This is a genomic window from Microvirga sp. 3-52 (genome assembly GCF_018383585.1).
In the GTDB taxonomy this organism is placed as follows: domain Bacteria; phylum Pseudomonadota; class Alphaproteobacteria; order Rhizobiales; family Beijerinckiaceae; genus Microvirga.
Genome location: NZ_JAHAMK010000021.1, coordinates 22,081 through 45,726 on the forward strand (window position 1 = coordinate 22,081; position 23,646 = coordinate 45,726).

The 23,646-nt window shown below is 65.2% G+C and carries 18 protein-coding genes; 13 read left to right on the plus strand and 5 right to left on the minus strand.

Features of this window, described 5'->3' with window-relative positions:
* Positions 1-126 precede the first annotated feature (126 nt).
* Positions 127-1,359: an argininosuccinate synthase gene (locus KHP60_RS16180; RefSeq protein ID WP_213565357.1), complete on the minus strand. Its 1,233-nt coding sequence runs from the start codon at positions 1,357-1,359 to the stop codon at positions 127-129.
* A 227-nt stretch (positions 1,360-1,586) separates the two neighbouring features.
* On the opposite strand from KHP60_RS16180, the gene KHP60_RS16185 reads away from it, so the two are divergent.
* The 10 genes from KHP60_RS16185 to trpB all read left to right on the plus strand — a co-directional run bounded on the left by KHP60_RS16185 (position 1,587) and on the right by trpB (position 12,195).
* Complete coding sequence (locus tag KHP60_RS16185) at positions 1,587-2,216, plus strand: 2-hydroxychromene-2-carboxylate isomerase (protein WP_213565358.1); 630 nt, start codon at positions 1,587-1,589, stop codon at positions 2,214-2,216.
* Between the two features lie 155 nt (positions 2,217-2,371).
* Positions 2,372-3,667 carry an MFS transporter gene (locus KHP60_RS16190; protein ID WP_213565411.1) on the plus strand — a complete coding sequence of 432 codons (1,296 nt, stop codon included), beginning with the start codon at positions 2,372-2,374 and terminating at the stop codon, positions 3,665-3,667.
* 256 nt (positions 3,668-3,923) lie between these two features.
* On the plus strand, positions 3,924-5,144 hold the full coding sequence (locus tag KHP60_RS16195; RefSeq protein ID WP_213565359.1) for an SMP-30/gluconolactonase/LRE family protein: 1,221 nt from the start codon (positions 3,924-3,926) through the stop codon (positions 5,142-5,144).
* Positions 5,145-5,459: 315 nt separating this feature from the next.
* Complete coding sequence (gene rpsA, locus KHP60_RS16200; RefSeq protein WP_213565360.1) at positions 5,460-7,157, plus strand: 30S ribosomal protein S1; 1,698 nt, start codon at positions 5,460-5,462, stop codon at positions 7,155-7,157.
* 288 nt (positions 7,158-7,445) lie between these two features.
* On the plus strand, positions 7,446-8,411 hold the full coding sequence (gene sppA / locus KHP60_RS16205; protein WP_213565361.1) for a signal peptide peptidase SppA: 966 nt from the start codon (positions 7,446-7,448) through the stop codon (positions 8,409-8,411).
* Positions 8,412-8,437: 26 nt separating this feature from the next.
* Entirely contained in the window at positions 8,438-8,752 is a 315-nt protein-coding gene (gene ihfB / locus KHP60_RS16210) for an integration host factor subunit beta (protein WP_152709482.1), read from the plus strand.
* A gap of 28 nt (positions 8,753-8,780) precedes the next feature.
* On the plus strand, positions 8,781-9,134 hold the full coding sequence (locus KHP60_RS16215; RefSeq protein WP_213565362.1) for a lipopolysaccharide assembly protein LapA domain-containing protein: 354 nt from the start codon (positions 8,781-8,783) through the stop codon (positions 9,132-9,134).
* Between the two features lie 68 nt (positions 9,135-9,202).
* Complete coding sequence (locus KHP60_RS16220) at positions 9,203-10,147, plus strand: ornithine cyclodeaminase family protein (RefSeq protein WP_213565363.1); 945 nt, start codon at positions 9,203-9,205, stop codon at positions 10,145-10,147.
* Positions 10,148-10,160: 13 nt separating this feature from the next.
* Positions 10,161-10,823, plus strand: a complete 663-nt coding sequence (locus tag KHP60_RS16225) for a phosphoribosylanthranilate isomerase (RefSeq protein WP_213565364.1) — start codon at positions 10,161-10,163, stop codon at positions 10,821-10,823.
* A 151-nt stretch (positions 10,824-10,974) separates the two neighbouring features.
* A complete protein-coding gene (trpB, locus tag KHP60_RS16230; RefSeq protein WP_213565365.1) occupies positions 10,975-12,195 on the plus strand; it encodes a tryptophan synthase subunit beta in 1,221 nt (406 codons plus the stop codon).
* A 38-nt stretch (positions 12,196-12,233) separates the two neighbouring features.
* On the opposite strand, the gene KHP60_RS16235 is transcribed toward trpB, so the two are convergent.
* Positions 12,234-12,983, minus strand: a complete 750-nt coding sequence (locus KHP60_RS16235) for an AAA family ATPase (RefSeq protein WP_249688845.1) — start codon at positions 12,981-12,983, stop codon at positions 12,234-12,236.
* A 157-nt stretch (positions 12,984-13,140) separates the two neighbouring features.
* On the opposite strand from KHP60_RS16235, the gene trpA reads away from it, so the two are divergent.
* The 3 genes from trpA (at position 13,141) to KHP60_RS16250 (ending at position 16,421) form a co-directional block, all read left to right on the plus strand.
* Entirely contained in the window at positions 13,141-13,980 is an 840-nt protein-coding gene (trpA, locus tag KHP60_RS16240; RefSeq protein WP_213565367.1) for a tryptophan synthase subunit alpha, read from the plus strand.
* Positions 13,981-14,135: 155 nt separating this feature from the next.
* The gene (gene accD / locus KHP60_RS16245) at positions 14,136-15,026 is read left to right on the plus strand and encodes an acetyl-CoA carboxylase, carboxyltransferase subunit beta (RefSeq protein WP_213565368.1); all 891 of its coding nucleotides are present in this window, start codon (positions 14,136-14,138) and stop codon (positions 15,024-15,026) included.
* A gap of 69 nt (positions 15,027-15,095) precedes the next feature.
* Positions 15,096-16,421: a folylpolyglutamate synthase/dihydrofolate synthase family protein gene (locus KHP60_RS16250; RefSeq protein ID WP_213565369.1), complete on the plus strand. Its 1,326-nt coding sequence runs from the start codon at positions 15,096-15,098 to the stop codon at positions 16,419-16,421.
* Between the two features lie 196 nt (positions 16,422-16,617).
* Here the strand turns inward: KHP60_RS16250 and trxA are convergent, their stop codons facing one another.
* The 3 genes from trxA to addB form a co-directional block, all read right to left on the minus strand.
* Positions 16,618-16,938 (minus strand): thioredoxin, encoded by a 321-nt coding sequence (trxA, locus tag KHP60_RS16255; RefSeq protein WP_213565370.1) that lies wholly within the window; start codon positions 16,936-16,938, stop codon positions 16,618-16,620.
* Between the two features lie 100 nt (positions 16,939-17,038).
* Positions 17,039-20,476 (minus strand): double-strand break repair helicase AddA, encoded by a 3,438-nt coding sequence (gene addA / locus KHP60_RS16260; protein WP_213565371.1) that lies wholly within the window; start codon positions 20,474-20,476, stop codon positions 17,039-17,041.
* Positions 20,473-23,643 carry a double-strand break repair protein AddB gene (gene addB, locus KHP60_RS16265; RefSeq protein ID WP_213565372.1) on the minus strand — a complete coding sequence of 1,057 codons (3,171 nt, stop codon included), beginning with the start codon at positions 23,641-23,643 and terminating at the stop codon, positions 20,473-20,475. Before addB ends, addA begins: the two co-directional genes overlap by 4 nt.
* Positions 23,644-23,646: the final 3 nt, after the last annotated feature.

Sequence of the window (23,646 nt, forward strand, 5' to 3'; positions counted from 1 at the left end):
GGTGACAGGGACCTGTTCCTGTCCGAGGCAAAGTGTCTGGATAGAGTGGCATCGATCCCGCCGCCGCCGCAAACGAAAATGGCCGGGACGAGCCCGGCCATGACGTGGTCTTTCTCTCTTCCAGTCTTACAGCCCCAGCTTCTTCTTGCGCTGAGCCAATGTCCGCAACCGCAGGGCGTTGAGCTTGATGAAGCCGGCGGCGTCGCGGTGATCGTAGGCGACAGCGCCTTCCTCGAAGGTGACGAGATCCTGGTCGTAGAGGGAGTAGGGGCTCGTCCGGCCGATGAGGTGGACGCCGCCCTTGTAGAGCTTGAGCGTCACTTCGCCGGTGACGAATTCCTGTGACTTGTCGATCAGAACCTGGAGCATCTCGCGCTCCGGCGAGAACCAGAAGCCGTTGTAGATGAGCTCGGCATATTTCGGCATCAGCTCGTCCTTCAGGTGCGCCGCGCCGCGATCGAGGGTGATCGACTCGATGCCGCGATGGGCGAGGTGAAGAATCGTGCCGCCGGGGGTCTCGTACATGCCGCGGCTCTTCATGCCGACGAAGCGGTTCTCGACGAGGTCGAGGCGGCCGATGCCATTGATCTTGCCGAGCTCGTTGAGCTTGGCCAGCAGGTCGGCCGGACCCATCTTCTGGCCGTCGATGGCGACCGGGTCGCCCTTCTCGAACGTGATGGTGATCACCGTCGGCTTGTCGGGGGCGGCTTCGGGACCGTCGGTGCGCGAATAGACGTAATCCGGCACTTCCATGGCCGGATCCTCCAGCACCTTGCCCTCGGAGGAGGCGTGCAGGAGGTTGGCGTCGACGGAGAACGGGGCCTCGCCGCGCTTGTCCTTGGCGATGGGGATCTGGTTCTGCTCGGCGAAGGCGATGAGCTGCTCGCGGGAGCGCAGGTCCCATTCGCGCCAGGGGGCGATCACGGTCACGTCGGGCTTCAGCGCGTAATAGCCGAGCTCGAAGCGCACCTGATCGTTGCCCTTGCCGGTCGCCCCGTGGGCGACCGCGTCGGCCCCGACCTTCTCGGCGATCTCGATCTGCTTCTTGGCGATCAGCGGCCGGGCGATCGAGGTGCCCAGCAGGTAAAGGCCCTCGTATTGCGCGTTGGCGCGGAACATCGGGAACACGTAGTCGCGCACGAACTCGTCGCGCAGGTCCTCGATGAAGATGTTCTCCGGCTTGATGCCCAGAAGCTCGGCCTTCTTGCGCGCCGGCTCCAGTTCCTCGCCCTGGCCGAGGTCGGCGGTGAAGGTCACCACCTCGCAGCCATAGGTGGTCTGCAGCCACTTGAGGATGATGGAGGTGTCGAGGCCGCCGGAATAGGCGAGCACGACCTTGTTCACGCGCGTCGAAGCCATAGCAGGGGATTCCAGAGTGATAAGGGTGCTCGCGACTTAAAACATCGGACCTAAAAGGGGAAGCCACTTTCGGTCGGATCGAAAGGTATGCTTCCTTCGCATTCCTGACCGGAAAGCTGAGGCCTGCCATAACTTGGTGGAATGCGATAGGCCATGAGCGGGAGTATGAAGCCGGCTTGCACGAGGCAGTAGCCTTGCTGCCAGAAGGGCCGGCACGAGAGACGCTCATGATCCGTCAGCCGCATCTCGAATTCTGGTACGAATTCGCCTCCACCTATTCCTATCTCGCCGCCATGCGCATCGAGAAGGCCGCGGTGGAGGCCGGGGTGATGGTTCTCTGGCGGCCTTTCCTGCTGGGGCCGGTCTTCAAGGCGCAAGGCCTGGAGACTTCGCCTTTTGCCCTCTATCCGGACAAGGGGCGCTACATGTGGCGGGACATGGAGCGTGAGGCCGCCCGGTTCGGGCTGCCCTTCTACCGCCCCAAGACCTTTCCCCAGAACGGACTCATGGCCGCGCGGGTCGCGCTGCTCGGCATCGAGCCCGGCTGGACCCCCGCCTTCACCCGCGCCGTCTACACGGCCGAGTTCGGCGAATGCCGCGACATCGCCGATCCGGCGGTGCTGACCGACATTCTGACGAAGCTCGGGCTCGAGGCCGAGGCCATCCTGGCCGAGGCGCAGACGGACGCCAACAAGATGCGCCTGCGCCGGATGGGCGAGGAGGTCCAGCCGCGGGGCATCTTCGGCGCGCCGACCTTCTTCACCGAGGACGAGGAGATGTTCTGGGGCAACGACCGGCTCGAACAGGCCCTCGACTGGGCCGTCGCCCAGGCTAGGCGCTCGGACTGGCCGGTTTGACCCGAAGTCGCGCCGGCACTATGTCGGGGGCCAATTCGATAAGGCCGCCGTGAGACGCCAATCACTGCCGCCCCCGACAATCCTTCCATCCTCTCCCTAAAGCCATGCGCTCTCTCGTTCGGAGCGCATGCCCACGTTGGAAAACGAGTCGCATGATGTTGATGAAAAACAGTGTCGCTGACCAGAAAGGCCGTCTCAAGTCGATCCTCGGCGGATCGGCCGGCAACATGGTCGAGTGGTACGATTGGTATGTCTATTCCGCCTTCACGCTCTATTTCGCACCCATCTTCTTTCCCAAGGGCGATCAGACCGCCCAGCTCCTGAACGCGGCGGCCGTCTTCGCGGTCGGCTTCCTCATGCGCCCCATTGGGGCCTGGATCATGGGCATCTATGCCGACCGCAAGGGCCGCAAGGCAGGCCTCACCCTCTCGGTGACCCTGATGTGCACGGGCTCGCTGATGATTGCCGTCACGCCGGGCTACGACAGCATCGGCGTGTTCGCTCCGATCATCCTGGTTCTGGCGCGCCTGATCCAGGGCATCAGCGTCGGCGGCGAATACGGTGCCAGCGCGACCTACCTGAGCGAGATGGCGGGAAAAAACCGCCGCGGTTTCTTCTCCAGCTTCCAGTACGTGACGCTGATCTCGGGTCAGCTGATCGCGCTCGCCGTGCTGCTGATCCTGCAACAGGCCATGTCCGAGCAGAATCTCGAGGCCTGGGGCTGGCGCATCCCGTTCGCCATCGGCGGCGTGCTCGCGGTGATCGTGTTCTATCTCCGCCGCGGCCTCGCCGAGACGGAATCCTACAAGAACGCCCAGGGCGCGGCGGCACCGCGGTCCAGCGGCCTTGCGCTCTTCACCAAGTATCCGCGCGAGGCCTTCACGGTCATCGCGCTCACCGCCGGCGGCACGCTCGCCTTCTATGCCTACACCACCTACCTGCAGAAGTTCCTGGTCAACACCTCGGGCTTTTCCCGCGAGTCGGCGAGCCAGATCACGGCCGCGGCCCTGTTCATCTTCATGCTGCTGCAGCCGGTCGCGGGTGCTCTGTCGGACAAGATCGGCCGCAAGCCGCTGATGGTGGGCTTCGGTATCTTGGGCGTCCTGTTCACCTATCTGATCTTCTCGACCCTCGCTGGCACGAAGGATCCCTATGTGGCCTTCGCACTCTGCCTCGCGGCGCTCGTGATCGTCACCGGCTACACCTCGATCAACGCGGTGGTGAAGGCGGAGATGTTCCCGGCCCATATCCGGGCGCTCGGCGTCGCCTTGCCCTACGCCATCGCCAACACGGTCTTCGGCGGCACCGCCGAATACGCGGCGCTCTGGTTCAAGCAGGCCGGCATCGAATACGGCTTCTTCTGGTACGTGACCGGCATGATCGGACTATCTCTCATCGTCTATCTCCGGATGAAGGATACCCGCGAGCACAGCCTCATTCACGAGGATTGAGGGCCGGCCACCTGACGTCGATCCATCCTTTTCACCCCCGCTTTTCCGGAAAAGGGGGGTGAATAGTTGATGGCTGCGAGTCCCTGCAACCGGCATGCGCGGCGACGGGAAACCTAACTCTTACGAGTCGGCCCTTGACTGAATTCCTCGAAAGAACAGTTCAAGCTACGCTGGGGAGTGGGATTCTGATCCAATCTGAGAGACTCGCGGTCCACCGACCAGCGGGTCTCAAAGGCGCCGAAACAGGGAGGTGGCCATGAGCCCGCAGAGACGTTCGCCGGCCGAACAACGTGACAGCCTATCAAGACGTAGTCTCATCAAGGCCATGGGGGCCGGAGCCGTCGTGGCCGGATCCGGCGCCGCATGGGCCCAGACTCCCGCCCAGCCTCCCAGCACGGTAACGAATCCTCCGCGCGATTTCGGCCCAGGCGGCGCTCCCACGACCTATTTCACGGATCCGGACGTCATTACGGTCGACCCGCTCTTCAACCAGTATGCCCAGCCGAACAGCGCCATCACCCGTCTCTGGACGGGAGCGCTCTGGTCCGAGGGGCCGGCCTGGAACGCCCAGGGGCGCTATCTCGTCTGGAGCGACATTCCGAACAACCGGCAGATGCGCTGGCTCGAGGACGACGGCCGCGTGACCGAGTTCCGCATGCCGTCCAACAACAGCAACGGCAACACCTTCGACTTCCAGGGCCGGCAGCTCTCCTGCGAACATCTGACCCGACGGGTCGTCCGGTACGAACTCGACGGATCGGTCACGGTTCTCGCCGAATCCTTCGAGGGGAAACGCCTCAACTCGCCCAATGACGTGGTGGCCCATCCCGATGGCAGCTACTGGTTCACGGACCCGCCCTATGGCGGCCAGCTCTACGAAGGCGCGCCGGATGTTCAGGGCGGGCCGAGCAATGCGGGCGGGCGGCTCAATCCCAGGCTCGGCCAGCCTGCCGGCATCGGCAGCGCGCGACGGGAGCTGCCGACGAACTGCTACCGTGTCGATCCGAGCGGCCGCATCGACCTCGTGGTGACGGAGGACCAGGTTCCCGACCCCAACGGGCTGTGCTTCTCGCCGGACTACAAGAGGCTCTATGTGGCGAGCACGGGCAAGGGCCCGGGCGACACAGGTCCCGGCGGCAAGGGAGACATTCACGTCTTCGATGTCGGCACCGACAACAGGCTTTCGAATCGGCGGCTGTTTTCCGACTGCATGATCGACGGGGTGAAATGCGGCCCCGACGGTCTGCGCTGCGACGTGGACGGCAACCTCTGGGCCTCGAGCAATGCCGGCCGGGCCGTTGGCTACAGCGGCGTGACCGTATGGACCCCAGAAGGCAAGCTCATGGGCCGCATCCGCCTGCCGGAGGTCTGCGGTAACATCTGCTTCGGAGGACCCAAGCGGAACCGTCTGTTCATGGCGGCCAGCCAGTCGCTCTACGCGGTCTATGTCAACACCCAGGGTGCAGCCCCGGGTTGAGGCGGTGCGGGCCCCGGCCGAATGGCTTGAAAGCCTTGTGATCCGGGGCCACATGGGATAAAAGAACCCCCATCCGACAAGACATTGACGGTTTATTAAGCGTAGGGTGCGTGTTCCGCGCCCTTGTGGCGTCCCGAAAAGTCTTGTCGGTACAAGCGTTTCCATCCGTCGATGATACGCCGGCCTGCTCGGAAGAGCAGCATGCCCTGGACATGGCCCTAAAAGGGGCGTCCTCAGGCAGCGGCGGCTGGAAACGGCCCGTTAACACGAGCCGCCGGCGTTGCCCCTTTAAACGAGGGCCATTCAGGAGAACCTATGTCTGCAGCTTTGCAACAGCCGAGCCGTGAAGATTTCGCGGCCCTGCTCGAAGAATCCTTCCGCACGAACGAGATCAGCGAAGGCTCGGTCGTGAAGGGCAAGGTGGTCGCGATCGAAAAGGACGTCGCGGTCATCGATATCGGCGCCAAGACCGAAGGTCGCGTCGCCCTGAAAGAATTTGCCGGCCCGAACCGCGACCAGACGGTCGTCGTCGGTGACGAGGTCGAGGTCTATGTCGAGCGCATCGAGAATGCGCTGGGCGAGGCCGTCATCTCCCGTGACAAGGCCCGCCGCGAAGAGTCGTGGGTGAAGCTCGAGAAGGCCTTCGAGGCCGGCGAGCGCGTCAACGGCACGATCTTCAACCAGGTGAAGGGCGGCTACACGGTCGACCTCGACGGCGCCGTGGCGTTCCTGCCCCGCTCGCAGGTCGACATCCGCCCGGTCCGCGACGTCACCCCGCTCATGGGCGTGGCTCAGCCGTTCCAGATCCTCAAGATGGACCGCCGCCGCGGCAACATCGTCGTGTCGCGCCGCACGGTTCTCGAAGAGAGCCGCGCCGAGCAGCGCTCCGAACTCGTGGCCAACCTCGAAGAGGGTCAGGTCATCGACGGCGTGGTCAAGAACATCACCGAGTACGGTGCGTTCGTTGATCTCGGCGGCATCGACGGCCTGCTGCACGTCACCGACATGGCATGGCGTCGCGTGAACCATCCGTCCGAGGTCGTAACCATCGGCCAGACGGTGAAGGTGAAGATCATCAAGATCAACCACGAGACGCACCGCATCTCGCTGGGCATCAAGCAGCTCCTGGCCGATCCGTGGGAGGGCATCGCCGCCCGCTACCCAGTTCAGGCGAAGCTCAAGGGCCGCGTCACGAACATCACCGATTACGGTGCGTTCGTCGAGCTCGAGCCCGGCATCGAGGGCCTGATCCACGTCTCCGAGATGTCCTGGACGAAGAAGAACGTCCATCCGGGCAAGATCATCTCCACCTCGCAGGAGGTTGAGGTCGTGATCCTCGAGGTCGATCAGGTGAAGCGCCGCATCTCGCTGGGCCTGAAGCAGACGCTTCAGAACCCGTGGGAGGCTTTCGCCGAGAAGCACCCTGTCGGCTCCGAAGTCGAAGGCGAGGTCAAGAACAAGACCGAGTTCGGTCTGTTCATCGGTCTCGAGAACGACGTCGACGGCATGGTCCACCTCTCGGACCTCGACTGGAACCGTCCGGGCGAGCAGGTCATCGACGACTTCAAGAAGGGCGACATCGTCCGTGCTCAGGTTCTCGACGTGGACGTCGAGAAGGAGCGCATCTCGCTCGGCATCAAGCAGCTTGCGGGCGATCCCTTCGCCGAAGCCGGCGAGATCAAGAAGGGCCAGATCGTCACCTGCGAGGTTCTCGAGGTGAAGGACGGCGGCCTGGAAGTGAAGATCGTCGACACCGACCTCTCCACCTTCATCAAGCGCAACGAGCTCGCTCGTGACCGCGCCGACCAGCGCCCCGAGCGCTTCGCCGCCGGCGAGAAGCTCGATGCCCGCGTCACGCAGTTCGACCGCAAGGCCCGTCGCGTCACCGTCTCCATCAAGGCCCTCGAGGTCGCTGAGGAGAAGGAAGCCATGGCTCAGTACGGCTCGGCCGATTCGGGTGCGTCGCTCGGCGACATCCTCGGCGCCGCCCTGAAGGCCAAGGACAAGAAGTAATCGGGTTCGACGAGAACCTGATGATCCCCGGGCTTTAAGCCCGGGGATTTTTATTTCGGGAACCCGTGCGAGCCATCGCGCGGGTTTTTTGTTGGCCGGCGGGCTTGCCGCCCTATCTGCCCTCGCATCGTCTTGAGCGGAAGAGCGCGCCCGGTTTTCCGCTCAAGACGATGCGCTACTTCAGGAATCGAGCGCCGGACGGATCCCAAAAGTGGTTTCCACTTTCCGGTCCGATGCTCTAGGGTGCAGCCCTTCTCATCCGATTTGGAACCAGCAAGAGACCAATCGATGTCCATCGATGCCGAAGCCATCGCCGACCGCCGCCGCCTGCGCCGCAAGCTCTCCTTCTGGCGCGTTGCGGGATTTTCAGGCCTCATCGCGGCCGTTGCCGCCCTCGGCTACGCCGCCGCGGACCGGGCGGGGTATGGTGCGATCCAGAGCCAGATCGCGCGCATATCCGTCGACGGCGTGATCACCGGCAACCAGCGCCTCGCCGACCTGATGCAGCGCGTGGGCGATTCGAGCGCGGTCTCCGGCGTGGTGATTTCCATCAACAGCCCCGGCGGCACCACAACGGGCTCAGAGGAGCTCTACCGCAACATCCGGCGGCTCGCGGAGAAGAAGCCCGTCGTCACCTTCGTCGACGGAACGGCCGCTTCGGGCGGCTACATCACGGCGATTGCCACCGATTACATCGTGGCCCGCGAGACCTCGCTCGTGGGCTCCATCGGCGTGCTGTTCCAGTATCCCGACCTGTCCGGACTCATGGGTCAGGTCGGCGTGAAGCTGGAGGAGGTGAAGTCCTCGCCGCTCAAGGCGGAGCCGAGTCCCTTCAAGCCGACGTCGCCGGAAGCCCGTGCCGCCATGCAGGCGGTGGTCAACGACACCTACGACTGGTTCAAGGCCCTGGTGCGCGACCGCCGGCGCCTCAACGAGGGCGAGCTGGCCGCCGCCTCCACCGGTCAGGTTTTCAGCGGCCGTCAGGGCGTGCCCATGAAGCTCGTCGACAGGATCGGCGGCGAGCGCGATGCGGTCGCCTGGCTCGAGCAGAACAAGGGCGTGGCCAAGGACCTGCCGATTCGCGATTGGAAGCCGAGCAGCGACCGGGATCTTTCCATCTTCGCCATGAGCGCCACCGTGGCCGACCTCTTCGGCTTCGAGCGTGTCGCCGAGGCGCTGCGCAGGACATCGGCTCATGGGCAGATGGCGCAGCTTGACGGCCTCCTGGCTGTCTGGCAACCTTTGGAAAAATAAAGCAACGTCAAAGATATAGCCACTCCATGATCAAATCCGAACTGGTGCTCAAGATCGCCGAGCAGAACCCGCATCTCTACCAGCGCGACGTGGAGAAGATCGTGAACGCGATCCTCGACACCATCGCCGACGCTCTCGCCAGGGGCGATCGGGTCGAGTTGCGCGGCTTCGGCGCGTTCTCGGTGAAGAAGCGGGATGCCCGCACGGGCCGCAACCCGCGCACGGGTGCATCCGTTTCCATCTCCGAAAAGGTCGTTCCCGTCTTCAAGACGGGCAAGGAAATGCGTCAGCGGCTCAACGCTCCGGCCCCGAAGGTGCTCAAGGCCGCGGCTGCTCAGTGATCCTTGAAGTCATTCTTGAGAGGTGTTCGTGATTCGCTTTCTGAAGGCGCTCATTCTCCTGCCGGTTGCCATCCTGGTCGTTCTGCTCGCTGTCGCGAACCGCGCCCCGGTGACCCTGTCGCTGGATCCGTTCTCGCAGGATGCGCCGGAATTCGCCGCTCAGCTGCCCCTCTTCGCCGTGATCTTCGCCGCCGTCATGCTCGGTGTGGTGATCGGCGGCGTGGCGAGCTGGCTTGCGCAAGGAAAGAACCGGAAGTCCCGCCGCCGTCTGAGGCGCGAGACGCGGCAGCTGCGCTACGAGACCGAGCGCCTCAAGTCGCAGGGCGCCCCGGCCACCACCCTGCCGGCCACCGTTCCGTCCTCTTCAAGCTCCAGGTTCTAGCGCATCGTGCGGAAACGTGGCTCCGGTTTTCCGCAATAGGCGATGCGCCCCTCAAAAGAGACCCTCCCATGCGCGTCGTGACCTCTGCCGAGATCGATCGGGTTCTCACGTTTCCGGCCCTGATCGGCGCCCTGGCCGAGGCCTTTCGCGGCGACATGGTCACGCCGGTCCGCCATCACCATGAGATCGAGCGTTCCGGCGCCCATGGCACGCTCCTGCTCATGCCGTCCTGGACCGGCCCTGCCATGCAGGACGGTTTCATCGGCGTGAAGATCGTCTCCGTGTTTCCGGAGAACGGCGCCAAAAGCCTGCCCAGCGTGATGGGCTCCTATCTGCTGATGGACGGCGTCACGGGCTCGCCCGTGGCGGTTCTGGATGGAACCCGCCTCACGGTCTGGCGCACCGCCGCCGCCTCGGCGCTCGCCGCGCGCCATCTCGCCCGCGAGGATGCGAGCCGCATGGTCATGGTCGGGGCAGGCTCCCTGGCGCCTTTCCTGATTCGCGCCCATATGAGCCAGCGTCCGATCCGCGAGGTGGCGCTCTGGAACCACAACCTAGAGAAGGCCGAGAATCTCGCCGCCGGGTTGCGGGCCGAGGGCCTGCCCGTCACGGCGGTGGCAGACCTGGAGGCGGCCGTGCACGAGGCCGATCTCGTCTCCTGCGCCACCCTGTCGAACACCCCTATCGTCAGGGGAGCCTGGCTGAAGGCGGGCGTGCATCTCGATCTCGTCGGCGCGTTCAATCTCAGGATGCGCGAAGCCGATGACGATGCCCTGCGCCGGGCACAGGTCTATATCGACACGCCTGCCGCCAAGTCGGAAGGCGGCGACGTGGCCGTGTCTCTCCAGAGCGGCGCGATCGCCGAGAGCCATGTCCTCGGCACCCTGACGGATCTGTGCCAAGCCCCGCCCCGCCGTGATCCCGCGGCCATCACCACCTTCAAATCGGTCGGTGCGGCGCTGGAGGATCTGGCTGCGGCGATGCTGGTATGGCGCTCGCTGGCAAAAGCGTAGTAAAATAGCCCTTATGGATAGTTTGATAAAAATCTGCGGGCTCTCCACGCCCGAAACCCTCGATGTGGCCCTGGGTGCAGGCGCGGACATGGTCGGCTTCGTGCGCTTTCCCAAAAGCCCCCGGCATGTCAGCCTCGATCTCGGTCACCGCCTCTCCCTGCAGGCCAAGGCCCGCGCCCAGCGCGTGGTACTGCTGGTCGATCCGGAGGACGAGGCGATCGCGCAGGCCATCGAGGCGATCAACCCTGACCTGATTCAGCTGCATGGAAGCGAAAGCCCCGAGCGCGTGGCTCAGATCCGCTCCATGGTCAAACGGCCGGTCATGAAGGCCCTCGGCGTCGCGCAAGCCTCGGATCTGCAGGCGCTCCGCCCCTATGTCGACGGCGTCGACCACATCCTTCTCGATGCCAAGCCGCCCCGCACGCCGGATGCCCTGCCGGGCGGCAACGGCATCGCCTTCGACTGGCGGCTCCTGAACGGGCTTGACCCCAGGCTTTTCTTCATGCTGTCAGGAGGCCTCACCCCCGACAACGTGGCGGAGGCGATCCGGCTCACGAAGCCGCAGGCCGTCGACGTGTCGTCCGGGGTGGAAAGCGGCCCGGGTCTCAAGGATCCGGCCAGGATCGAGGCTTTCATCAGGGCCGCCCGGACAGCATTCGCTGCTGCCCATCACTAGAGCATTTTTCGGCGAAGTGGCTCCGGTTCGTCGCCAAAAAATGCGGAAAACCAAAGAAGAGAGATGATTCCACGCCAGTGGAAACAGCTCTGGACCAAGACGGCGCGTCCTCTCCCGGGCGTGCCTTAAGATCTTCAAGGCAGGACAGGCCGTGTCAGCTCAAGCCCAACCCAATTCCTTCCGCACCGGCCCCGACGAACGCGGGCATTTCGGCCAGTTCGGCGGCCGCTTCGTCGCCGAGACCCTGATGCCGAACATCCTCGAGCTGGAGAAGGCCTACGAGGAGGCGAGGAACGATCCGGCCTTCCATGCCGACATGGCGTATTTCTCCACGCATTATATCGGCCGTCCGAGCCCGCTTTATTTCGCCGAGCGCATGACCGAACATCTCGGTGGAGCAAAGATCTACTTCAAGCGCGAAGAGCTGAACCACACCGGCGCCCACAAGGTGAACAACGTGCTGGGCCAGATCCTTCTCGCCCGCCGCATGGGCAAGAAGCGCATCATCGCCGAGACCGGCGCGGGCCAGCACGGCGTCGCCACGGCGACGCTCTGCGCGCGCTTCGGCCTCGACTGCGTGGTCTATATGGGCGCCGTCGACGTGGAGCGTCAGAAGCCCAACGTGTTCCGCATGAACATGCTCGGCGCCAAGGTGGTGCCGGTGCAGTCCGGCACCCGGACGCTCAAGGACGCCATGAACGAGGCCCTGCGGGACTGGGTCACCAACGTGTCCGACACCTTCTACTGCATCGGCACGGTGGCGGGCCCGCATCCCTATCCCGCCATGGTGCGCGACTTCCAGTGCGTGATCGGCACCGAGACCCGCGAGCAGATGATGGAGGCGGAAGGCCGCCTGCCGGATTCGCTCGTCGCCTGCATCGGCGGCGGCTCCAACGCCATCGGGTTGTTCCACCCGTTCCTCGACGACAAGGACATCGAGATCTACGGCGTGGAAGCGGCCGGCCACGGCCTCGACAAGCTGCACGCGGCGTCGCTTTCGGGCGGCCGCCCGGGCGTGCTGCACGGCAACCGCACCTATCTGCTCATGGACCCTGACGGGCAGATCCAGGACGCCCATTCCATCTCCGCCGGCCTCGATTATCCCGGCATCGGCCCGGAGCATGCCTGGCTGCACGAGATAGGCCGCGTGACCTACCTCTCCGCCACCGATCAGGAGGCGCTGGACGCCTTCCAGCTCTGCTCGCGCCTCGAGGGCATCCTGCCGGCGCTCGAGCCGAGCCATGCCCTCGCCAAGGTCATGGAACTGGCGCCGCAAAAGCCCAAGGATCACCTGATGGTGGTCAATATCAGCGGCCGCGGCGACAAGGATCTGTTCCAGATCGCCGAGCATCTGGGCAACCAGATCGTCTGAGGCTGGGGGCCATGGGAGGGCCGTGAACGCAGGGTCTCTCACCCGTCCAGCATCATCTGGATGAAAAGCTCGGGGTCGAGGCAGAACTCTCGCAGCAGACGGAAGTGCTGCGTCTGCTCCAGCTTGATCGGCTCCAATCCATATTTCGAAAGCCCGAGCAGTCTTGCGCCCGGACAGGCCATCAGGATGGGCGAGTGCGTCGCCATGATCACCTGACAGAATCCCGAATCGTCCATGCGCCGTAACAGCTTAAGGAACTCTACCTGGCGCGACGGCGACAAGGCGGATTCGGGCTCATCGAAGATGTAGAGCCCCTGGTTTCTGCAGCGTTCCTCGAAGAAGCGCAGAAAGCCCTCCCCATGGGAATGAGAGAGGAAATCCGGCGCAGCCGCTCCTGCATCCATTGCCGCCTGATCGAGATAGCGGGAGACGGAGAAGAAGCTCTCGGCCCTGAAGAACCAGCCTTGCGTGACTTTCGGTAGCCAGCTTGCCCGTAGAGCCTTGCCCAGGTCCCCGCCCATGGCCTCCAGGGCTCGGGAATGATCGACGGGCCTATAGCCTTTTCCGCCGCCGGCCTCATCGTAGCCGGCCAAGGCGGCGATTCCCTCCAGAATGGTCGATTTCCCTATGCCGTTCTCGCCGACGACGATGGTGATGGGGCTGTCGAACTCAAGCGAGAACTCGCTCCGGCTGAATATCGGGAGGCAGAAGGGATAGATCGATCGATCCGGAATGCGACCATCATCAAGCCATATCTGCTTGAGATAGGGTGCGCGCATCCTGGTCATCTGAGCGGTTCTAGCCACAAGGCGGTCCCTTGAGATCTTGCGTCAGGAAGGAGCGCCAACATGGCCTCCAGGCAGGCTCAAACACCATTACAGACGACCCCGGGGAAATGCGAGATCCTTGTCCACATCCGCAAAAGAGCATGCTAAAGACCCGCCCATGACAAAGCGCATCGAAGCCCGTTTCGAACAATGCCGCGCGGAAGGCCGCGCCGCTCTCGTCACCTATGTGATGGCCGGTGATCCGGATCCCGAGACCTCGCTCCAGATCCTCAAGAGCCTGCCCAAGGCCGGGGCCGACATCGTCGAGTTCGGACTGCCCTTCACCGATCCCATGGCCGACGGGCCGGCGATCCAGGCGGCGGGCCTGCGGGCCCTGAAGGTGGGCCAGGATACGGTCAGGACCCTCGACCTCATCCGCCGCTTCCGGGCCGAGGATGCGGACACGCCCGTGATCCTCATGGGCTATTTCAATCCCATCTTCGTCTACGGCGTCGATCGCTTCCTCGCGGATGCCAAGGAGGCCGGCGTCGACGGCCTGATCGTGGTCGATCTGCCGCCGGAAGAGGATGACGAGCTGTGCCTGCCGGCCCTCAAGGCGGGTCTTGCCTTCATCCGGCTGGCCACGCCGACCACGGACGACAGGCGCCTGCCGGCCGTCCTGGCGAACACGGCGGGCTTCGTCTATTACGTCTCGATCACCGGCATCACCGGCGCCGCGACGCCGGATTTCGGCAAGGTCGCCACGGCCGTGGAGCGGATTAAGCGCCACACGCCCCTGCCCGTGGTGGTGGGCTTCGGCGTCAAGAGCGGCGCTCATGCGGCGGCGGTGGCCGAGGGGGCCGACGGCGTGGTGGTGGGTTCGGCCCTCATCGATGCGCTGAAAAACACTCTCGATGCTGAGGATCGCGCTACGGCAGGCACCATTGAGGCGGTCACGAAGCTGGTGAAGGAATTGAGCGACGGCGTGCGCTCGGTGGCAAAACGCGCTGCGGCCTAATACATAGAGCCAGGCCCCTCATCCCGAGGAGCAGCCTTAAGGCTGCGTCTCGAAGGAGGGTCCAGAGAGCCCTGGAGATGCCCTGATCCTTCGAGACGGTGCCACGCACCTCCTCAGGATGAGGCTTTCCGGGTGCTGACAGAGAGGGATAAGCAATGAACTGGATTTCCGAAGTCGTCCGTCCGAAGATCAAGACGCTCTTCAAGCGCGAGACGCCGGACAATCTCTGGATCAAGTGCCCGGAGACGGGGCAAGTGGTGTTCCACAAGGACGTGGAGGCGAACCAGTGGGTGATCCCCGGTTCCAACCACCACATGCGCATCTCCGCCACCCAGCGCCTGCAGCTCATGTTCGACGGCGCCACCTGGCTCGACGTGGCCGTGCCGGAAGTGCCGGTCGATCCGCTCAAGTTCCGCGATGAAAAGCGTTATATCGACCGCTTGAAGGACGCCCGCACCAAGACCGGCCAGCAGGACGCGTTCAAGGTCGGTTTCGGGCGGGTCGAGGATCTGCCGATGACCATTGCAGTGCAGGATTTCGGCTTCATGGGCGGATCCCTCGGCATGGCCGCAGGCGAGGCCTTCATCAAGGGCGCCGAGACGGCGCTCGACAAGAAGACGCCCTTCGTGCTTTTCGCCGGCTCCGGCGGCGCACGCATGCAGGAGGGAATCCTCTCCCTCATGCAGATGCCCCGGACCACCGTGGCGATCCGCCGCCTGCGCGATGCCAAGCTTCCCTACATCGTCGTGCTCACCAACCCGACCACAGGCGGCGTGACGGCGTCCTATGCCATGCTCGGCGACGTGCACCTAGCCGAGCCGGGGGCGCTCATCGGCTTTGCCGGCCCGCGGGTGATCGAGCAGACCATCCGCGAGAAGCTGCCCGATGGCTTCCAGCGCGCCGAATACCTGAAGGAGCACGGCATGGTGGACGCGGTCGTGCATCGGCACGACCTCAAGCCGACCGTCGCGCGCCTGTCCCGCCTCTTCACCAAGGCGCCGATTTCCGCGCCGGAGACGACGGCCGTTGCGGTTGCCGCCGAGTAACTTTTGTTGTCGCATGATCTTGCTGAAAAACCGGTTCCCACTTTTTCAGATCATGCTTGGAGCAGGGCGATGGAATCCTCCGATGCGCTGATCGCGCGCTTTCTCGCCCTGCACCCGAAGACCATCGATCTCTCGCTCGGGCGCATCCAGCGCCTGCTGGGCCAGCTCGGCCATCCGGAGCGCCGCCTGCCGCCGGTGATCCATGTGGCCGGCACCAATGGCAAGGGCTCGACCATCGCCTTCATGCGGGCGATCCTGGAAAGCGCAGGGCTCGCCGTCCACGTCTATACCTCGCCCCATCTGGTGCGCTTCCACGAGCGCATCCGGTTGGGCAAGTTCGGGGGCGGGCGCTATGTGAGCGAGGAGAGGCTCGTCGAGGCCTTCCGGCGCTGCGAAGCGGTGAATGCCGGCGAGCCCATCACCGTGTTCGAGATCACGACCGCGGCGGCTCTGCTGATCTTCTCCGAGGAACCTGCCGACGTGCTCCTGCTCGAGGTGGGCCTCGGCGGCCGCTTCGACGCCACCAACGTCATCGACAGGCCGGCCGCCGCCGTCGTCACGCCCATCGGCCACGACCACGCGGAATATCTCGGCACGACCCTGCAGGCCATCGCCAAGGAGAAGGCGGGCATCTTCAAGCGCGGCTGCCCCGCCGTCATCGCCCCGCAGGATTACAGGGAGGCCGATCAGACCCTGTTCGGCGAGGCGGAGCGTATCGGCGCTACCCCGCTCCTCGTCGGCCAGCAGGATTTCTCCGTGCATGAGGAGGGAGGCCGCCTCGTCTATCAGGACGAGAAGGGTCTCCTCGACCTGCCGCGTCCCAAGCTCATCGGGCGGCATCAGTTCACCAATGCCGGCACGGCTATCGCGGCCTTGCGCGCGGCCGGCTTCGAGCAGTTCGAGACCTCGGCTTTCGAGGCGGGCCTCACCCGCGCCGAATGGCCGGGTCGCCTCCAGCGCCTCAACCGGGGCCGCCTGCCCGAGATCGCCCCGCAGGGCTGCGAGCTTTGGCTCGACGGCGGCCACAACCAGGATGGCGGCCGGGTTCTCGCCGCCGCCATGGCCGACCAGAGCGAACGCTCGGATGCGCCCCTCGTGCTCATCGCGGGCATGCTGGGCACGAAGGATTCTCAGGCCTTCTTCAAGAATTTCTCGGGCCTCGCGCGAGAGGTGATCGCAGTGCCGATCTCGGGCCAGATCGGGGCTCGCCCCGCCGAAGAGGTGGCTTCCATCGCAGCAAGCGTCGGCCTGACCACCTCGACCGCCGCAAGCGTCGAATCGGCGCTCGCTTCGCTCCACAACTATGTCTGGGACCGCCCACCCCGCGTACTGATCTGCGGCTCGCTGTATCTGGCCGGCGAGGTGCTGGCGGCGAACGGGACATTGCCGGAATAGCTATCCCATCATCATCATCGGCCTTGTGCCGGTGATGATGGATTGAAGCGCTGTGCCTTCCATGATCTGGATGGCCATGGGGTTCCCGCATTTTCGTCTGGCGATCCCGGGTTCCGCTGTGCAGGCCGGGGAGGATCCCCGCAAAAGAAAAGGGGCCTCTCGGCCCCTTCTCATCTCTTCGAAAACTTGAACGGACTTAGGCCGAAGCCTGGATCCAGCGGGACAGCTCGCCCTTGGGAGCGGCACCGACCTTCTGGGCGACGACCTTGCCGTCCTTGAACATCATGAGCGCCGGGATCGACCGGATGCCGAGCTGGGAGGAGATCTGCGGGTTCTCGTCCACGTTGAGCTTGGCGATCTTCACCTTGCCGGCCATCTCGTCGGAAATCTCTTCCAGAGCCGGGCCGATCATGCGGCAGGGACCGCACCACTCGGCCCAGAAATCGACCACGACGGGCTCGGAGGATTGCAGGACGTCCTGCGCGAAGCTTGTGTCGGTCACCTTTACGGTCGCCATACCATCACCTTTGACTTTGAACGCGACTCATCCCGAGCCGCTCGGCTATGAGGCCAAGGTAAGAACCCGGACCGAGGGAATCAAGCAAGCGCGCTTTCCCTCACGCTGCTTTGATGAGGGCAAGCGCCGATTCCAGGTCGGGTTCCAGGAGTTCGTGGATCACGGGTCCGGAGGTCCAGATCAGGAAGGTGCGGATGCGCCTGTCCGGATAGATCTCGGCCAGCAGCGTCCGGTAGAGGGCAAGCTGCGCCACATAGGATTGCGGCGGCGGCTGCCCGGGCCTGGGCGGACGTGCGGTCGTCTTGAAATCGGCCACCAGCACGTCGCCGTCGAGAACGGCCAGCCGATCGATCTGGCCCGAGACCATGATCTCGCCCTCAGCGGTCAGAACACGCCCGGCGATGGGCGCCTCCGCCCGCGAGCCCTCGCCGAACAGGAGCTTCAGGTCGGGATGGTCGAGGACGTCGAGGGCGCTGGCTAGGATCGATTCCCGCAAGTCGGAGGCAAGGCGAGGCGCGCGGGCCTTGATGTAGGAGCGTGCCATACTCTCCCGGTGTTCCGGCGACAGGCTCGGCAGACGTTCCAGCAGGGCATGGACCAGGGTGCCGCGCAACCGTGCCTCTGGCGCATAGGGGCCGTCTCCGGGACGCGTCATGCGGTCGGCGGCGCCCAGGGCGCTGGAGGGGCGGATCGGGGGCAGGGGCTCGGGCTCCGCCAAGGCCGCCCTCGTCAGCCACTCCGGCACGGCGATGGGATCGAGCGGGTGGACATCGGACTCGGCCGCGAGCGTGCGCGCGAGCGGTGAGCCGTCGCGCCAGACGGAGATCGGGCCATAGGGCGCCTCGTCGAGTTCCAGGCCTCCCGCTTTGGCGACGAGCCCATGGCGGATCATCTCGCACCAAGCTTCCTGCCGGGTCTCGTTGCCGGTCATCCGGTAGGGCGCGATCACCAGCCGGTCCTTGGCGCGGGTCATGGCAACGTAGAGCAGCCGGTTGTGCTCCTCGTAGCCCTTGGCGTGCAGGAGGTCGCGCGCCTGCGCCATCACGCTCGAATCGAAATTCTTGCCCGGCGACCAGACGGGGATCCTGTCGCCGCCCGCCGTCTGCAATTGCAGGAGCGGCGGATCGCGCCCCAATACCTCGCAGCCATCGATGAGCACCACGATGGGGGCTTCGAGGCCCTTCGCCCCGTGCACGGTCATGACGCGCACTTCGTTGTTCACGGAATCGAGGTCGCGCTTGATGGTGTGCGAGGCGGATTCGAACCGGTTGAGGAAGACAGTGAGCGAGGGCGTCTCCGTCATCTCGGACTGGTGCGCGAAGCACAGGAAAGCATCGATGGCATCGCCCGCTTCGCTGCCCAACCGCGCCACGAGCAGCGAGCGTCCGCCGCACGGACCGAGCAGGGTGGCGAAGAATCCGAAGGGGCCGTGGATGCGCGCGAGCGCGCGCCATGCGGCGAGCGCCTCGCATCCGCGCTTCGCCTTCGCGTCACCTGCTTCCGCATGGCGCGCCATGGCGGCGTGGAGCGATTCTTCGTCGAAGCGGTCGGCGGCGATGCGGATGAGATCGTCGTCGGTGAGGCCGACGAGCGGTGACTTCAGGGCGATTGCGAGGGTGAGATCATCGTCCGGGAGAAGCGCCGCACGTCCCGCGGCGACGAGATCGAGCACGGCGATGTGCTCGCCGATGTTGAGCCGGTCCGCACCGGCCACCGGCACGCCCGCCTCCTTCAGGGCGCGGATCACCGCCTCGAAAGCCGCCCCGCGCTTTCGCACCAGCACGAGCACATCGCCCGCCGTCCAGACGCGGCCCATCTCGTCGCCCTTGGTGGTCCAGCACTTCACGGCTTGTGCGATGCGCCGCGCGACGACGACGGGGGGAGATTGCTGCTCGGGTTCGTCGATGGGCAGCACCCAGGCCTCTGGCTCTTCTTCTTGAGCGGGCGTCTCGAGCGGCCACATCTCTACGAGACCCGGTGCATGGGGACGCGCGCTTTCATGCACGGTGCCGACCGCCTTGTCCTCGAAGGAGAGGCCCTTGAAGTGCCGGTCGACCGCGAAGGTGGCGTCCACCGCCGAGAGCACCGCCTTGGCCGAGCGGAACGACATGGTGAGCGACACGTCCTCGAAATGGAGTTCCGCTTGCTTGACCTTCTGCGACCAGCTTCGACGCGTCGTCTCGAATTCCTGCGGCGCGGCTCCTTGAAAGCCGTAGATCGACTGCTTCGGATCGCCCACGGCAAAGAGCGTGCGCACCCGCCCGCCCGCCGCCCCCGCTCCGGCGGTGAAATCCTCGGTGATCTTGCGCAGGATCTCCCATTGCTCGGGATTGGTGTCCTGCGCCTCGTCGATGAGCACATGATCGATGCCGCGATCGAGCTTGTAGAGCACCCAGGCCGTGTCGCCGCGCGAGAGCAGCGCGAGCGTCTTGTCGATGAGGTCCTGGAAGTCGAGCGCGCCGAGGCGCATCTTCGCCTGCTCGACGCGGGTGTGAATTTCAGCCGCAAGCGTGAACAATGCCTGCGTGCGCTCGGCGGCGCGCGCGGCCTTGCGCCTGTCGATGAGGCGCCAGATGCGGTCCTGCTCGGTGAGCAGCCGTTCCTTCAAGGCAGGATCAACGGACTTCGTCACGAGGCGCGATTCCGCCCGTGGCGTCCAATCGGATTCCTTCAGGAAGACCGACAGGTAATGCTTGAGCTTCTCGTCCGGATCCTGGGCTTCGGCAGCTGCGATGAAGGATGCAGCGCGCTCCTGGTCGGTGGCCTTTCCGCCGAGCAGTTCCTGTGCGATGGCAGGCCATTGATCGGGCCCGATGCCGCCTTCCAGCATCTTGGTCTCGATGGACTCGAGAGTATCGTCCGGCGCTAGGCCGAGTTCCTGGCGAAGCCGCGCAGGACCTGTCGAATCGTGCAGGAAGGCCTTGCATTTCAGAGCCGCGTTGATCGCGGAGGCGAGCGCATCGCCTACTGCATCGACGCTGATGATGTCGAGGGCCTCGGCCAGTTCCGGAAAGTTGCCGCTCGCCGCATCAGCCATCACATTGGATGTCGCCTGCGCCAGCATCTCGTCGGTCTGGCTTTCGTCGAGCACGGCGAAGCGCGCCGGCACGTTGGCCTCGAACGGCACGAGGTGCAGAAGCCGCTCGCAGAAGGCGTGGATGGTGTCGATCTTGAGACCGCCCGGCGTTTCCACCGCGCGGGCGAAGAGCGTGCGCGCGAGCTTCAATTGGCGGCGTGTCGGCTTCTCGCCCTCCAACTCCGTCAGTTCCGCAACGAGGCTCTCCTCGTCGAGGGTCACCCAGCGGCCGAGACGCTCGAAAACACGAATCGCCATATTAGCGGCCGCCGCCTTGGTGAAGGTCAGGCACAGGATGCGGCCCGGCAGCGAACCCGCGAGCAGAAGACGCACCACGCGATCCGTCAGGACCTTGGTCTTGCCGGCGCCGGCGTTGGCGGACACCCACGCGGAAGCGCGCGGGTTGGCCGCCCGGCGCTGCGCGTCCTTGGTATATTCCGGAATGACCAGATCTGTGCTCATTCGGAACCCTCGCCGCCCGCACTCGCCAGGGACCATTCCTTCACCCGCGCCAGATGATCGTATTCGGAGAAGCGGCGCGCATATTTCGGGAAGGGCCGCGAGACGTAAGCCGCTTCGCCCTTGGCGTAGCGCACGATCATGCCCTCGAACCGGCGGCGATGCTCTTCGACCATGTCCGAAACAGAACGCGCTTCCTTGCCCGTCGGCCCGATCTCTCGCGGCTTGATCGGCTCGCGTCCACCGGTGGTGTGGATGTAGATCAGGTCCGGCGTCCCCTTCGCCATGGGAAGGCCCTTGAAGGCGCCCTTCATCAGCATCATGGCTTCCAACGTCAGCTGCGGCGAGAAGCCGGCATAGACCTCGCGCACGCCGGGCGGTTGGCCCGTCTTGAAGTCGATGATGGCAAAGCCGCCGCTACGGCGGTGCTCGATGCGGTCGGCACGGGCGCGCAAGTTGAAGATCGTGCCGTCGGGGAGCGGGATCGACAACCGTCCGGAGCGTTCCGCGTAGACCTCGACGAGATCGGGGCGGCGGTTCTGCTCCCACACCACGAATTCTGTGGCAAGCCGCGTGAAACGCGGCCACCATTCGGCATAGAGCTCGGGATAGGCCTCGGCGATGTCGGCAAAGGCATCGGTCCCGAGCGCGAGCAGGATCTCCTGCGCATGGGCCGGCAGCGCCTTCGGATATTGCTCGGCGAATTGCCCGAGCACATCGTGGATGATCGTGCCACGATCCGCCGCACTCGGCGTGACCGCAATCGCATCGAGCGCGTCGAGCTTGAGGATATGGCGCGCGAAGATCGAATACGGATCGCGCACCAGCGTCTCGATCTCGGTGACGCTCAGACTGCGCGGGAAGAGAGCCGGATTGGGTTTCGGCCGCGGGCGGGGCAGCGACGGCGCCGGCTCCGGCGTGTCGAGGGTGCGCGCGAGGCGGCGGTAATAATCGCCGGCCTTCGTCATCCGCTCCCACACATCCTTGCCGGTGAAGGCCTTGAGGCGCTGCAAGAAGCGCGAGGGCACCATGGGTGAGCCGTCGCGCTTGTGCGCGCGGGTGATCACCACGTCGTGGGTACCCAGTGCCTGCACGAAATCGTGCGCCGTCTGGCCGATGCGCCGCTCCGGCGGCATCAGGCCGACGCGCGTGCGCATGGGCCGGTTGAGGAATGCATCTGTCACCGCGCGCGGCGGCCATGTGCCCTCGTCCAATCCGCCGAGCACCACGCGGTCGACGGAGAGAAGGCGCGCTTCGAGAAGGCCCAGGATCTTCAGACGGCGATGCGTGGTGCGGGGCGAGGGGCTCAAGGACCGCTGCCGGGCGAGCGCCGTGAAGAAGGTCGGATAATCGACGAAGCGGCCTCGGAGCGGATGGCCTTCCTCCGCGCGGATATCGGAATGCTCCAGATCATCGAAGAGCGCGGCGAGCGCCTCGCGGGATGAATCCGTATCCTCGATCTCCTCATCGTCCGCTGCCGACCACAGGGCTTCCACGGCCCGGCGGTGATCCTCCACCAGAGACATGAGATCCAGCTTGCCCTCCCCATGGGCGGCAGGCGTGAAGGTGTCGAAGGCAACGCCGAGGCGCCGCAGCAATTCATCGGCGAGGTCCCACTCGGCCTCCGTCAGGCGCTTGCGCGGACGCGGCGTGCGATGATCGTTCCCGGCGCGGCGACTGGCGAGCGCGGCGCGCATGCCCTCGATGCCGAGCGCGGGAGCAGGCCCGCGCAGCACGCCGATCTCGAGCACGCTCGCCGCATGTTCGACCTTCTCGCGCGGCAGGCCAAGTCGCACCATCGGATGTGCGAGCAGGGCCAGAAGGCGCACGGGTCTCAAATCGTCGGCTGCCGCTTCAGCAGCGAGGCGGGCGAGACGTCCGGCCGGTGTATCGGACAAGGGTATGCCGGCAGAATCCTCGACGCTCAAACCCCACCGTGCGAGCTCCGCCGTCACGCGCGCGGCCAGCGCGCGATCCGGCGTGACAAGGGCCGCGGTCTTGTTCGGATGGGCGATGGTTTCGCGTAAGGAGATCGCGATGGCGAGAGCCTCTTCGCGCTCGTCCATCGCCTCGATGATGGCGAGCCCCTCGCAGCCGCTGCGGCTCAACGCGGTGCGATCCTCGGGCGCGATCAGAGACCAGCGATCCGTGGTCTCCGCCGGGCGCAGGGCTTCGGAGAGTAGATGGTTGCGGGCTTTCGCAGCTTTCGGCACTTCGCCGAGAGCGATGACGTCGGAGCGCGGCATGCGCAGATGCTTGTCCAGGAGGCGACGGAGCGAGGCCTGAGGGTGTCCATGCGCCGGATCGGTCTCTTCATCGCCGATGCCCCCGATGGTGGACCAGCTCTCCTCGTCGAGTTCCATGTCGAGGCCGGGCAGCACGATGGCGCCCTTGGGAAGGTGCGCGATGACGCCCATGAGGTTCGCGGTGGCGGGCACGGAGCCGGTGGAGCCCGCGACGATGATGGGATGCTCCGGCCGCTCGCGGGTGAGGCGCCGGGCTTCGGCTTCGAGCAAGGCATTGCGTCGCTGCGCGGGATCGCTCGCCTGGCGCTCGGCGAGGATTTCGGGCCAGTTCTCGCTCGCGATCTGCACGAAGTGGCGGGTGATCTCGAAATATTTCGAGTAATCGGAATCCACCGCCAGCTCAAGGGCATGCCAGTCGATGCCTTCCGTGGTGAAGGCATCCATCAGGGTCTCCAGGTCGCCCGCGAGGTTCACCGCATCGGCGGGCGAGGCCGGCACCATGAAGGGCACCTCGGGGCCGAGCTGCAGCAGCGCGCGATCCACTTCCGCCGACCAGCGCTGCACGAGGCGCGTCAGGATGAGGCGCCGCTCCAGGGGCGGGATCGGCGGCTTGAGGCTCGCGGCGTCCTGCAGCGGCGTTCCCTCCAAGCCTGTCAGCTCGAACTCGGCCTCGTCGGTTTCGCCCAAGGGCACGATGCGCGGCAGGAGCTGCGCCTTGCCTGCACCACGCTCGGCGAGCAGCGTGATCAGTGCGCGGGTGGCGCGGCGGTTGGGAACATAGATGGTGATGTCGGCAAGGGCGGCGGGATCGCCAGGCAGGGGGCCGACCAGTCGGCCGTCGAGCAGCGCATCCACCAGGGTCGGCAGGAACGCGCAGCCCGGAGGGATTGAGAAGACGTGCGGCAAGGTCTTTGAATCATGCATGAC